The 14,324-nt window shown below is 48.5% G+C and carries 8 protein-coding genes; 3 read left to right on the plus strand and 5 right to left on the minus strand.

Annotation, left to right across the window (positions count from 1 at the left end; genetic code table 11):
- Positions 1 to 41 precede the first annotated feature (41 nt).
- Both IFU39_RS15615 and IFU39_RS15620 read right to left on the minus strand, forming a co-directional pair.
- Complete coding sequence (locus tag IFU39_RS15615; RefSeq protein ID WP_192133547.1) at positions 42 to 5,012, minus strand: discoidin domain-containing protein; 4,971 nt, start codon at positions 5,010 to 5,012, stop codon at positions 42 to 44.
- Positions 5,013 to 5,272: 260 nt separating this feature from the next.
- Positions 5,273 to 5,635 (minus strand): winged helix-turn-helix transcriptional regulator, encoded by a 363-nt coding sequence (locus IFU39_RS15620; protein ID WP_192133549.1) that lies wholly within the window; start codon positions 5,633 to 5,635, stop codon positions 5,273 to 5,275.
- Positions 5,636 to 5,841: 206 nt separating this feature from the next.
- On the opposite strand from IFU39_RS15620, the gene IFU39_RS15625 reads away from it, so the two are divergent.
- Positions 5,842 to 6,378 carry an NAD(P)H-dependent oxidoreductase gene (locus tag IFU39_RS15625; RefSeq protein ID WP_192133672.1) on the plus strand — a complete coding sequence of 179 codons (537 nt, stop codon included), beginning with the start codon at positions 5,842 to 5,844 and terminating at the stop codon, positions 6,376 to 6,378.
- A 116-nt stretch (positions 6,379 to 6,494) separates the two neighbouring features.
- On the opposite strand, the gene IFU39_RS15630 is transcribed toward IFU39_RS15625, so the two are convergent.
- Positions 6,495 to 8,558 carry a beta-xylosidase family glycoside hydrolase gene (locus IFU39_RS15630; RefSeq protein WP_192133551.1) on the minus strand — a complete coding sequence of 688 codons (2,064 nt, stop codon included), beginning with the start codon at positions 8,556 to 8,558 and terminating at the stop codon, positions 6,495 to 6,497.
- Positions 8,559 to 8,592: 34 nt separating this feature from the next.
- Entirely contained in the window at positions 8,593 to 10,521 is a 1,929-nt protein-coding gene (locus IFU39_RS15635) for a carbohydrate-binding protein (RefSeq protein WP_105599835.1), read from the minus strand.
- Between the two features lie 902 nt (positions 10,522 to 11,423).
- Between IFU39_RS15635 and IFU39_RS15640 the strand changes: the two genes are divergently transcribed.
- Together IFU39_RS15640 and IFU39_RS15645 are read left to right on the plus strand one after the other, a co-directional pair.
- Positions 11,424 to 11,783, plus strand: a complete 360-nt coding sequence (locus tag IFU39_RS15640; RefSeq protein WP_091013678.1) for a hypothetical protein — start codon at positions 11,424 to 11,426, stop codon at positions 11,781 to 11,783.
- A gap of 34 nt (positions 11,784 to 11,817) precedes the next feature.
- Positions 11,818 to 13,440 carry an exosporium glycoprotein BclB-related protein gene (locus IFU39_RS15645; protein ID WP_192133553.1) on the plus strand — a complete coding sequence of 541 codons (1,623 nt, stop codon included), beginning with the start codon at positions 11,818 to 11,820 and terminating at the stop codon, positions 13,438 to 13,440.
- A 510-nt stretch (positions 13,441 to 13,950) separates the two neighbouring features.
- Here the strand turns inward: IFU39_RS15645 and IFU39_RS15650 are convergent.
- Positions 13,951 to 14,304: a DoxX family protein gene (locus IFU39_RS15650; RefSeq protein WP_192133555.1), complete on the minus strand. Its 354-nt coding sequence runs from the start codon at positions 14,302 to 14,304 to the stop codon at positions 13,951 to 13,953.
- Positions 14,305 to 14,324: the final 20 nt, after the last annotated feature.

The following is a 14,324-nucleotide window of genomic DNA, read 5'->3' on the forward strand; positions in this document are numbered from 1 at the left end:
GCAAGAACGGGAGAGAGGTGGTTGAACAGATCATGATGACATTAATGGTAAAGTTTTAACTCGGCAATGGACCACCACCACTCGGGAGTGTCCGCGGTCAAAACCATTTTGATGTATCGCGCCGTTTGTTTGGAGAACGTATGTGAAATGGCGGGTCCTGTTCCCAGGACTTCCGTAACCCCATTCCAGTGCTCGCCATCATCAGAAGTGAAGAACTGGAAACTGCGAGCATAATCGTTACTGCTGCTGCCCGAATCCATGGTCAAGCGACTGAAGCTCTGCTTGCTTCCCAGATCAATCTGAACCCATTGATCGGCATGTTGACCAGATGAAGAGGTCCAGCGTGAGTTCAGATCGTCGTCTAGCATCGCCGCAACATCTTCAGAGGTGGAGGCAGTCGCTGTCCATGATGTTCGATCCAGTTCAGCAGGTAGCAGATGATCCTGTTCCCCGGATATCCATGGTGTCTGATCAGCGGTATAGACCTCGAATTCAGCCACGGACCACCAATGAGAAGCAGTACCCGTCTGTACGACCTTAATATAACGTGCCTCTTGCGTTGCAAAGGGGATAGAAACCATCGAATCTGATCCTTCACCCGAAGCCAGGGCATCTCCCCAATGCTCTCCATCCAGGGAGGTATATACTTCATAACCGCGAGCAAAGTCTTCCCGGCTGTGCGCGCTGTCCAGCACAATCCGATTCACTGACTGCGAGGTTCCCAGATCAAGTTGAATCCATTCGCCGCCTGTTTGAGTCTGACCGGAGGTCCAGCGTGTTTGGTCCGAGCCGTCGACTATAGCCGATGCATCGTCTCCAGTGGAAGTGATCACGGACCAGCCGTCTGGCAGCAAAAGTTTTTGTTTGCCCGTTCCATTATGATGAATAAACAACTCGGAGATCGACCACCATTGATCGGAATCCCCGGTCTGCACTACCTTAACATAACGTGCCTGCTGTTCAGGGAAGGTGATGGACGTGCGTCCAGGCGTGCCTTCGCCGCCTGCAATGGACGTGCCCCAGTGTTCACCGTCATCCGAGACATAAATCCGATACTGTCTCGGATAGTCTTCTTTCGCATGACCCGGGTCCAATTCTATGGCATCGAAAGAACTCTTTTGGCCGAGGTCAATGGTAATCCATTGTCCTTCGATTTGTTTCCTCCCATTTGTCCATAGGGTATCTGAACTTCCATCCAGCATATTGGCTGTCACATCGGCTCCTTGAGTAGAGGAGGCGGTTACGATCCATGAAGAGCGATCTGGAAGCGGTATGGGCTGTGGGAACTCCGGTGTTGCTTCAAGTTTGCCAAAACGGGCAAGCTTGAGTTCAGAGATCGACCACCAGCTGTCCGCAGAGGAAGTCAATACAATCTTGACATAACGGGCGGTTTGCATGCCTAATTCCACGGACAAACTTGGAGATGTTCCAGCGCTCTCTGCGATAGGCTGGCCCCAGTTCTCGTTATCTTTGGATACGTAGATTTCGTACCCGTGAGCATAATCACCGCCGTTGTTGCCGGAGTTCATGAATACCGTATCCATAGACTGTTCGCTTCCCAGATCAATATGCAGCCAATCGCCGGGCTTCTGAAGCTGTCCGGATGACCAGCGTGTAGTCAGATCACCGTCGACCATGCGCTCTACCGGCTCCGAACTGGAGGACGCCGTAATGGTCCATTGGCTCCGATCGAGATAGACTACACCCTGAGAGGCATCCGGCTGTTGAACAACGGAATGTTCCAGCGGGTTAACCTTTACTTGCGCTTTGGCATAAACGGTAGCCGAACCCAAAGCGCCATTGGCATTGTAGAAATGCACTGTTTTGACAGTGTCGGACGGATTCCAGATTTGCGCTGTATAGACGCCGTCTTTTTCATACACGGTTGCTGCCGGATCATCTGCCCATATATCCATCGTGCGTGTTCCCGTAGAAGCCATGCTGTGCATGAACCAGTACGCGTTAAAGACTTCATTTTGCTGCATCTCGCTCGTATTCCATTTGGCTAGAGCACCTTGCGGGTCTCCAATGGACTGGAACGGCCAAATAATATGCTGCCATGTGCGTTCCTGCTGACCGCCCAGATCCTTGATGAGACCATTGTAGAGAGCCTTAGTATTCTGCGGATCACGTCCATAATAGGTCATCCATTCCGCTGGTGGCAGCCAGTGAATACCGTAAATGTGCTCGGCCTCATTCGAGAAGTACGTTCCATACAGGTAGGCGCTGCCGTAGACATGACCTACCGTAGCATGTGGGTAATCCTCCAGCCAGTTATCCCCGTCATAGTTAAACCAGTATTGCTCGGCAGCCTTCTCTTCGGTCACGAAGCCCCAGATCCCGGTGTCGCGATAGGCTTTGTTGCCTGTCACCTCACCCCACATATATTGGCCGACCCAACTAAAGAGGGCTTCACCTGCGGCCTCCTGGTTATTCCCGCTGCGATTATCGGCGTAACCACCTGCCCAGGAGTGGCCTGCGTACGCATCAAAATTGCGAAGCCTTGGAAACTGATCATCTGTCCGTGAAGGATTGGCGTAGTCCCGAATCAGAAGGTCAACCATGTCGCCGTAATCTTGCAAGAATGTCTGGTCATATGTGGCCAGCACAGCCGATGCAAAAACATAATAGCCGTAGGTAAAATGATGATCTGTCAATCCGGTATTAACACCAAATCCACTACCGTAAGGGAAAATGCTTCCCCATTCATCCGAATAATAAAAATAATACGAGTGCAAAGGTTCATCCGGCGAATAGGTATACCAATCTGTCAAAATGTTTCGAAGCAGGGACAGATAGTGGTCTCGTCGTACCGTATCTCCGATCTGGTCGCTGATGAGTACACCCAGCGCAAGCGGATGAAGTTTTTTCCCTTGCCAGTAAGGATCCTCGCTCATCAGATTGCCTGCCGTATCCGCGTCAAGCTGATCCAGATAGCTGATTAATTGTGCACGCGAATAGGTTGGATCATCCGGCTCCACAAATTGCGGGATAATGCCATAGAATCGATCCTGTGTCGTAAACGTATTGCCTTCACTTAATTTCATCATGCCGCGAATGGAAGGGTAAACAAGCTCCGTTATCGGAGTAGTCGCCAGTTTCCATTGGTGCGGGAACAAGGCCATGAGTGTCTCGGAGGAAAAGCCTGCCCGCTTCGTCTGGGTTACCGAATTGAAGGTAGTCGTTACCAGTGAAGTGCTCTCGTTATAATTGTAGTCCACTTGTGTATCGGTAACAAAGGCGTAGGCATGCTGGTAATAATAAGGCAGCTCTGCCGCGGACGGCAGGGTAGCCAGTGACAGATAGTTTTCGCTCTGGCCCAGCTTGATCTTGAGCGTATTGCCAAGTTTCATAAATACGGTTCCTTCAGGTGCAAAGATCCCGTAATTTCTTGTAAAGGTCTGAGGCTTGGGCGCTCTGTCCTGATTGGTTATTTCAACGCCGATATGATCGGCCGTCAGCGATTCTCCATCCTTCAGAACAATTTCACGGTTCTGATCATCGAAGAGACGTGTGATGTTGGGCGAACGAACAATAATGGTATCCGGGTTATCGAAGGTGTTGTACAGGAAAGGGGAACCCTTCACAAACGTGGTGTTCATTTTGGCCGTGTCATCATCGCTCATGATGATCGTTGCAGAATAATCCCCGTATCCCGCCACCTTGGTATTGACCTCCGCCGGATTCATATTGCTGGTGGTCATGATCAGATCCGGTTCCCCGTCAGCGTCCATAGAACCGCCATCAGCCGAAACGTAACCAGCTCCGGGATTCAGAAATTGAAGTCCTTGTTTGGTATATCTGCTTTTGAGCGGGAGTGTGACCAGACTGTTGCCATCCCCCAGATCGGATACAAGAATAGACTGCCACCAGTCATTGGAAGGGAGAGGCGCCGTAATATCAGTCGTACGATTTTTCGGATTTTTCGGCTGCAGCATCGTGATGTCATTTACAGCGTAACTGCCGGAACCCACCTGTACCGAGGACGGTTCAGGGATATTCGGAATGGTATGCGCAGGTTTGGCATCACCTTCGATATACTCGTAGACATCTAAGGCGTACAGGGAGTATCCGTTGGTTGTTCCTCTGCCAAGTCCGGCCAATTTCACATACCGTGCTTCAGCGTATACCGGAATTTCATCCCGTCCACCGTTGCTGTGCAGTTCCCGGTACAATGTAGTCCATTGCTGTGCATCATTGGATACTTGAATATCGTATGCACGTCCGAAAGCGTTTTCCCATTGCAAGGATACGTTCCCGATTTCCCGGCTTAATCCAAGGTCAACAACAATCCATTCCTGATCCTTGTAGATGGAAGACCAGCGTGTATCGGGATTGCCATCCGTTACATTCCGGGCTTCGTAATTCCCTTTTTCCATTTTGGCCTTATCCTCGGCTGAACGGCTGGGCTCATCAATTTCTTCCGAAGACGCGGTAACCGGTTGTCCAAGTGCAAGGTTCATGGCTGCTGGTTTGGGAGGTGGATTTGCTCCGCCCGTCCCGTATACATTGAATTCGTATACAGAGATGCCATAGGCTTGCTGTGCTCTTTGATGGCTGAACAAACGCACATATCGTGCCTCCGCTGTGACCTCAATCTCGTTCAGGCCGCCTTGCCCCTTTGTTGTGGAGTAAACAGACTGCCAATGGACCTCGTCGTTGGATACTTCCAGATCAAAGGCGGAAGCATACGCATTTTCCCACTGGATAGAGATGCCCGAGATGGAGGCCACCGCGCCTAAGTCAACATAGATCCACTGCGGATCTTGCTGCCATATACTTTCCCAGCGGGTGTTTTTGTTGCCGTCAACCACATGGTCTGCCGTATTGCCCCCCAGAGATGAGGAGCTGTACACAGGCCGGTTCAGGGATAACAGATGATGTTCCTCATCTGCGGCGTTCACTTTTGAGACCGGCCACAGCGGGATGCTGCTAATCAACAACAGAACTGATAACAGCAAGTTCATGTAGATGTTGCGTGTTTTTCCTCTTTGACTCGTTCGTACCTTCATATGACTCTCCTTCTCCTTTGTTTGCCCTTTCCATCTCACCAGATAGAGCTTATCTTTTTCCCTTACTCGCTACCGTATGTATCATTCTGTTCTCCCATGTTGCATTTGTGAGATGTGAATCCAATGCTCAACACGGGATATTCAGGTGTCCCATTTTGTATATCGATCATTTGGTCTGGAATATAAAGGTTTTTTAAACGTTTTCGTGGAAAAAGAGACATATGTCCTACTTAATGTATGGAGGATGTGCAACTGTGAAATCAAGACTCGGGCTGGTTGTTCTCCAACAATACAACATCTTCGCCCCGCTGCTGTCTGAGAGCAATATTGTCCCTTCCCCAAGTACACATGACATCAATGATGGTATTGGCGGTAACGCCATACTCTGTAAGTCCGTATTCCACTTTGGGAGGCATCTGCTGGTAGACATGTCTGGTGACAAGGCCGTCCCGTTCCAGCTCGCGTAATTGTTGAATTAACACTTTTTGCGAAATACCCGGGATGCTGCGCTCTAATTCGCCTGTTCTCTTGACTCCGGACATCAATAAACAGATGATCAAGGCTTTCCACTTGCCACCTATAATTTCGAGCGTCGCTTCAATGCCCAGATTGTATTGTTTCATATCCTGATTCACCTCAAGTTAAATTTTACGTGTTATATAGGGTGTAACTATTTATTTTCTCATGGTTCTGACACGAAAGTCCATACACACTTTGAGGTAAGCATCTTACTTCATTGTGTGTATTTTCTTTTGACTGGATGTGATCGATAATGGTCCATATCCAAATATAGAAACCAACACCCTGGATGGGAAGAAAGGAACTTATGATGAAAACACTTGTTATTCTGGCACATCCCGATATGGAAAGTTCGAGAGTCAATCGTCGCTGGAAGGAGGAGTTGCTGCAGTATACAGATAATATTGCTCTTCACGAATTATATACGACCTACCCCGATTGGAAGATTGATGTCTCCCGAGAACAAGAGTTGCTGGAGACGCATGATCATATCATGTTGCAGTTCCCGTTATATTGGTACAGTTATCCACCGCTGTTGAAAAAATGGTTTGATGACGTGTTCACTCATGGATGGGCGTACGGATCGAAAGGAAATCGATTGAAGGGAAAGCGGATGGGACTGGCGATGTCCATAGGGGATAAGCAGGAGAACTATGCGAAAGATGGTTCTATCGGTTACAGCGTAGAGGAACTTGTTGCACCTTTCGTAGCAAGCATGAATCATATAGGGGTTCAGGCGCTGCCGCATTATGCAGTCTACGGTGCCTCGTTCCAGGCTACGGATGAAGAGATTAACCGAAGTGCTGAAGAATACATGCGTTATATAAAACAGTTCCGGGATTTTTAAAAGTTAAAAGCTGAAACTCTTCATAAGAAATGTACTGAAAAGGACCTGGCTCCACACATGGTGAAGTCCAGGTCCTGATTAATAACCGAAAAATTAATAACCCAATAAAACCACATTTATTCTACGCGAAAATAATCAAAATCTGCATATCCTCCGGTAGACTTCGTTGCATAATTGAATAGTGCAAACCGGTATCCCATAAAGTGTGGCAGGGTGTAAGACATTTGAAGTGTATTGCCAATGGTTGTCCAGTTGCTGCCATTCAGGCTATAAGCAAAGTAGGCTTTGTCGGTTTGGTTCGTAAAATCACAGATGACGCGGAGATAGATTCTGTTCTGGTTTAATGGCACAGTTGCTACTTCAGTCATGGTGCCGGAACTGGCATTAGCCATAACGATGGATTTGGTGCTGCCCGTCATTTTTACGCCGACAAAACCATATTTGGCCTGAAAAGCAGCGAGTCCAGCATAATCACCATCCTTCATGCCTGCTGTATCCAAAGCGGTCATCCCCGTACTTTTTGGACCAAAGGTTCGTTGTGTCAGCGTGTTGCGGGCTTCTAACAGGTTTTTGCTGATTTTGCCTGCAGTTAACCGCATAAAACCGGGCCGCTGGAGCAGGGACCAGTTGGCAGTATCAGGGTTATGATTCCACTGCCAGTATGGAGCCAGACTGGATGTGCCGGTAGATGAATTGCTCGTCAGTGAGACGTCATCCACATAAAACGCCATCAGATCATTGGTAGGGTCCGGATTCGAGTTATACGGTGTTTCCACAAAAATAAAGCTTTGGGATAGGTCTGCATTCGACGGAACGGTATACGTACCTTGAATGGTACCCCACTGTCCGCGGGTAAGCGTCGCACTGCCCATAATGGTAATTCCGGTATAACTTGCACCATTCTGGATGCTAAGATTGAACGTTTTGGTTGCAGGACCAGTCGTGTATTTGATCTTAGCCGAAAAAGAGTACGTTTCTCCCGGTACCAGCTTGCCTGTAATCATCTGTTTGGCACCGCCTGCTGTCTGCTGTCTGCCGCTGACGAGCAGGCTTTTGGAACCGCCAAAAGCTTCGGCATTTGTTACGGTGATGTTCGCCGTATTGTTGCTGGTCCAGGGCTGAATGCTGCTCTCCTCAAAGCCGCCGTTCACTAACAGTTGCGTTACTGAGGGTGTGCCTGATGTGGTTGAGTTGAACTCATCGGACCCGTAGATTTTGGCAGCAGGCTGACCTTCAACGGGCATATTCATGTTCAGGGGAACCTTGCCGTTCACCCCAAACACAGGCCAGTTATCGGACCATGTCACCGGCACGAGATAGGGAATGCGTCCAACAGCCCCGCTATCTCTGAACAGCAAGCCGTACCATGCACCGGATGCGGTATCCACGATACCTCCTTGGGCAATGCCCGAGTCTCGTAGTACAACTTTACCTGTGTATGGCCCTGTCAAAGTGTTTGCACGATAGGCAAGCTGAATGCGGCCATCACCTGAAGGCCAGGCAATCAGGAATACATAGTACATGCCATTGATCTTCTGAATGTGTGCTCCTTCTGCCTTTACGATCATGTTAGAGCCAGCTATGCTGCTTGCGTTTGGAATCAGAACCTGACTCAGCCCGCCGGACTTGACGGCCTTGGCATCAGGTGTCAGCTCAACGATACTGATGTTATCACTGCCATGAACAAGAAAGGTTCGATTCCCGTCAAACATAAGGGAGGGGTCATGATAATAACTGTTCAATGTGTAAGGTGTCCATGGCCCTGTTTCAATATTGCTGGTTTGGTAAATATATGTCTTGCCCGTGGAAAGCGAGCCAAAGGCCACATAATATATACCGTTGTTGTACCGCAAGCTGCTCGCCCATGAACCACGCCCATACTCGTTTTGTCCGTTGTTCAGATTTTGTATATCCCCGTTTCCAAGCGTATCATACACATAGTTTACGATGCTCCAGTTGACCAGATCATAAGACTTCATCACAGGTACACCCGGATTCATATGCATCGTTGTGCTGGTCATATAGAAGGCATTGCCCACCCGGATGACATCACTGTCAGGAACATCCGCATAAATGACAGGATTGCTGAACGTTGATGCGGAAGCGGTAGGACTTGTCGTTGACAGCGATGCCAGGAGTAACGGAATTGAGAGCAGAAGCGTACAGATTTTTTTCCACATAACTTGTCCTCCCAAGTCTATCTTGACCTTTGTGTTATTGCGAGTGTTCAAGATAATCAATATAAGCATCCCACGTGCCATTATCCGTTGTTACGACCAGCTTGACTTCCTGATTGCCTGTAGCATGTGTGATGTTCGACAGGGTCTGTACGGTCGGTTGTGTACCGGTAAAGTAGAATGAACCCGCCGTTACACCCCCGATGACAAGATCGACACGGGCCGTCTCATTGTTGTTGGAAGCACCGCGGACAGAGAAATGATGGGTTGGGAAAGCATAATATTGATTGTATGCTGCATAATCATTGTTGGCGTAGAGCGCTACTCCATTAAAAGGGGAGCTGATCACACCGGCATATTGACCGCCAAGTGTCATGCTTTCCGTTTCGATGCGAGTAACGGATGGGTTAGGATTGGGGTTGGGGTTGCCGCCCGAACCGGATGTAAACTGCCAGTAATCCAGTTTGAACAGGTTTCCATTACCTGAGCCTGTAAACACCAGATACAAACGATGTACGCCCGTAGCGTTGGTTACATTGGTCTCCATCTCGCGCCACGTTTGCGAACCGCCGGTTGAGCTTACATTAAGTGTTCCAGCCAGAGGACCTGTCGGACTGTCCAGTCGTACCTCGATGTTGCCATTTCCGGTAGAAGCGACATTAGCCTTGAACTTGGAGGCTCCAGCTGAGCCAAAATCAACATTGCCGACCGCGATCCAATCTCCATTATGAATATTAGTAACATTCTGATTGGCTACAGGTCCACCGCTCGCTTGACTCGGCTCGGTGTTAATGCCTGCTTGCCAGCCAATGGTTTCCGCTTCCACCCGGACATACGGGTTGAGGTTGGTCGTTTGGGATACACCAGTCATGTTACCCTGCACTTCCTGGATGGAGCCATCCGCGTTGTGGGTCAGCTTGTTAATGTGGGTGGAACGGTACCCTTTGCCATCCCCAAGGAATGCTTTACTTACCGTTTGTGCATGGTACGCCACATACCATTCGTTGTTGAACTGGAACACGGCATGGTGGTTATTGCCGCCTACCCCGAAGAACGTACCGGGATTTTTCAGAAAGTGTCCTTTATACGTGAAAGGCCCCATCGGGCTGTCACTAACCATGTATCCGATCTCACCTTTCGGATATGCCGTGGGATGTGTTCCCGCGAAGTTGATGCAGTAGGAGTAGTAATATTTGCCGTTATACTTGTGGATGCCAGAATCTTCGAACATATAAGGAGAATCAATAGTAACCGCACTGCCCACCACGCTGGTCATGTCGGCACCGAGACGAATGACCCGAGCTGTTTTGGGATTGGCAATGGAAGCAGCGTTGGTATCGTTCGGAATGCCGCCTCCAGCATACAAGTAAGCAGAGCCATCATCATCGACAAGTACAGCCGGATCAAAGAGCCAAGTTACGCCGGACATACCCGGTGTACCGTGAGTCAGGAGGGCACGTCCGATTGGGTCTGACCACGGTCCAATGGGAGAATCAGCCGTGAGTACGCCAATACCTCCACCCGAGTTGGCAAAATACAGAAAAAACTTTTCTTTGCCAGCAATGGTTTTCTTCGCCATGGCAGGAGCCCAGGACTGAGTAGCCCATTTGGCAATTCCTTGTCCATTATTGGCATTATTCGCACCCGCTACCGGGATGGAACCATGGTCTGTCCAGTTCACCATGTCAGCTGAGGAGATGACGTTAATTTTCCCGATCGTGCTGTACTGGTTCTCTCGGACAGAGCCGTCACTATTGTACAGATATGCATCACCTGTCATGTAGACATAGACCCGATTGTTATGGACGAGCACATAAGGATCGGCTCCCAGTTTATGATCGATGAGGGGATTAGAGTTTCCAGGAAGTTTGGCAACGGCTGCATTTGCTGCATGGCTTGATTCCACGGGCAGGGTGACAAAGATTAACAGACACGACAACAACAAAACTAGCGGTTTACGAATCATACGTTTCGCCTCCATGAGATTGGATTAGTTGGTGAGCTAAAATTCAGGATAGCTGAGATGATGAAATGCCGAAAAAACGAAAAGATTTTCCTCATGTCACCCCCTTCTTGAAATAATGGTTAGATTGGCTGTTAGGATAAGTCTTCATGTTGTCATATATGGTTTAAGCCAGACAACCTGTGTACCGGGTACGTAGTAACGGCAGCAAGGGGAGTGGCTATAACCCGTAGTAAGCCTGCATCTGTGGGTGCGTTTAGAAAAGCTATAATCTGTCAGGTTTCTTTTTGTAATCGCTTTCAATAAAATGAGTTAGAACACTGAAATTTGGCGAAGAAAGAGGTTTGGTCACATTTAAATGTAATTATTTTTCATATTTTCTTTTAAATGTTTATTAACTTGACGATATCATATCACAATTTTAAGATAATACAATCTTTTTCTATTTTTAGTAAAGGATGAAGAGACCATTATTATTCTATGTGTTTAACATTGGGCTTAATGGTAAAATACTCTCTCGTATTCTATAAAACTGCACTTTCAAGCATAGTTTTACCCGGCCAACAATTAGATACGAGAAAAAGACGTCTTAAGCTGCGACCGTTTCCCTGGAATCTACCGGGGGAACGGTCATTTCGTTTTTTTCTGGAATCGATCCTGGTTACATAACAAAATCTACTCTTACTTGCTGACCAACTTTGATATTGCATAATTTTTTCTCTTTGCTGTACATATCCCAGTTTTTGTATAGCTAAAGCCCTGTGCGTAATAGGGTGTTAAGTGACAATGGTGGATTGCCCCCTGTGTTTTGTCCACACCGTTGATTGAGTGTTTGAATATTACTATCGAGTGAGCTTATGCCAAATACTGCTAGAGTCAGAGGTTCATAAAGGTGGGATGGGAAAATGGCTATTTTGTCAACTGGGCCGATTGAAAACAATCCGGTTTCCGGGGTTAGACCGACCCAACAGGTAACGATTAGATTGGTAAGTCGGGCTGAGGTGGACTCGGTAACCGTGTCCATTCAGGGTTATGTGCTCAGCACAACAAGAACGCTATATGTGAGTGAAGTGATCAGTATTGCTCCTAATGAAGCAGTGACCAGAACTTATTTTGCAGATTTAGATGCTTTTGAGTTTGTTTTTGGAACAGACGTGGAAGGTGTGGAGGAAGTAGGGATTTCAGTGTGGGGCAAACAAGCCTCTGGGCAATTGGTAGATGCACACCGGGTGGTGGAGCACGAAAAAACAGTTAATGACATCTAGGAGATCAGAAATCCCTAAAAGAGGAGATGTAGCGATGAGCTTTTTATCAACAGGGCCGATAGAAAATAATGCGGTTGGTGGTGTAAGACCGACTCAAACAGTTACAGTAAGAATAGATAATCGTAGTGATGTGACAGTATCAACCGTACAGATACAAGGGTATTATATGAGCGGTGGCTTGAGGGTTTTGTATGTCAGTGAGTCTTTTGACATCGCACCGAATCAAGTAATAACCAACAATTATTTTGCGAATCTGGACGCCTTCGAGTTTACTTTTACAACAACAACCATGGTTAATGATCCTATTCAAGTATCTGTATGGGGTAAGAGCAGTACAGGCTCATTGGTAACAGCCCATCGTTTGGTTTCTTCCGAATTGCTGGGTGAAATCCCAGGTATCACGGGAGCCACAGGTGCAACCGGAGCTACAGGAGCAGCAGGCACAACGGGGGCAACCGGAGCAATGGGAGCGACAGGCAGCGGGGCAACTGGAGCGACAGGCACGGCAGGTGTAACCGGAGCTACAGGAGCAGCAGGCACAACGGGGGCAACCGGAGCAACGGGAGCGACAGGCAGCGGGGCAACTGGAGCGACAGGCACCGCAGGTGTAACCGGAGCTACAGGAGCAGCAGGCACAACGGGGGCAACCGGAGCAACGGGAGCGACAGGTAGTGGGGCAACTGGAGCGACAGGCACGGCAGGTGTAACCGGAGCTACAGGAGCAGCAGGTACAACCGGAGTAACGGGAGTAACGGGAGCGACAGGCACAGCAGGTACAACCGGAGTAACTGGAGCCACAGGCACAGCGGGTACAACCGGAGTAACTGGAGCCACAGGCGCAGCAGGTACAACCGGGGCAACCGGAGCAACGGGCACAGCAGGTGTGACAGGGGCAACTGGAGCGACAGGCGCAGCAGGTACAACCGGTACAACCGGAGTAACGGGTACAGCAGGTGTGACAGGGGCAACTGGAGCCACAGGCACAGCGGGTACAACCGGGGCAACCGGAGTAACCGGAGCGACAGGCACAGCAGGTACAACCGGAGCAACGGGAGCAACGGGCACAGCAGGTGTAACAGGAGCAACGGGAGCCACAGGTACAGCAGGTACAACCGGGGCTACGGGTGCGACAGGTTCTGGAGCAATTATTCCGTATGCATCAGGACTTCCGGTTGCGTTGACTACGGTATTGGGTGGACTTTTGAATACTTCCAGTTTAGTTGGTTTTGGTAACAATGCTACAGGAGTAAGTGTTACCGGAGGAATTATTGATCTCACTGGCGCTGCGGGTACCTTGCTTAACTTTGCTTTCTCGGCATCACGTTCAGGAACGATTACTTCACTAGCCGCTTATTTCAGTACGACTGCCGGACTTAGTTTGGTTGGATCTACAGTAACGATAACTGCACAATTATTCCGTTCCACTACACCTAATAACTCCTTTACAGCTGTACCGGGTGCATTGGTAACTTTGGCTCCTGCACTTACCGGGGTTTTGGCACTGGGGACAATATCCAGCGGGTTAACTACGGGACTGAGTATTCCGGTATCGGCAGGTGACCGCCTGCTGATGGTCTTCTCGGCATCCGTAACAGCCGGAATTGATGTGGCTACAACCGTGGCCGGTTATGCAAGCGGTGGGCTTACCATCACGTAACGGAAAATGGGCTATATAACAAGTTTAAAGACAGGGACCCTTGCCAACATGGTGAGAGGTCCCTGTTTATTTGTGTGCACAACTACGATAGCATAACACTATTGGAACAGATCGCAGGCTTCGTCGGTAAATAGGTGTGTATTCTGTCCAGGCTTTTTCAAATGTGGCAATGTTATATATAAGTCGCGTTTTTGTTTTCAAACTCTCTTTAAATGAAAGATAAGGACTATGCAAAAACATAAAAAGACGAGGATTGCTCCTTGCCTCGTACATACCGTGGTCTACTCCATTTCACTCTGTTTGGGTTAGGCTGTCTACGACAAATTTAAGTTGGGCTTGCAACGAAATCAGGTCACTAAACACGAAGCCACGGCTTTCCTCACGATAAACGTGATTATTCTGGACAGCAGGGAGGTTATCCCAGATAAGACCTTCAAAAACGGAATCCTCACTCTCATCACCTGTCCATCCACTTTTGAGTTTTTTTTGGATTTGTACTTCACCGTTTCCTTATAGTCTTTTAAAAGCCACGATAAACGCAAGAACTATAAAAAAGATATTCACGCCTAGCTCCCGGTACTCTTTACGCCAAACATGAAACAGCATCCCGAACAGGGTGACCGTAGCCAAAGCGATTGCGGCGATGGGCGTAAGCACCGGAGTGATGTTCAGCGCCCAAGGAAAAACAAGGCCAAGCGCTCCTAGTAGCTCCGCGATTCCGATCAAAATAACTAGACTTTTTGGCACATTATTGACCCAGGCCCAGGTCTTTTTTGACGACTCGATACGAATGGTTTTCATCCATCCTGAATATACAAAACCTAGCGCCAATATGATTTGTACGATCCATAACGTTACATTCATCTTTTCGTATCCCTTCACTT

Origin of the sequence: Paenibacillus sp. CFBP 13594 (assembly GCF_014842675.1) — a bacterium.
Lineage (GTDB): Bacteria > Bacillota > Bacilli > Paenibacillales > Paenibacillaceae > Paenibacillus > Paenibacillus amylolyticus_B.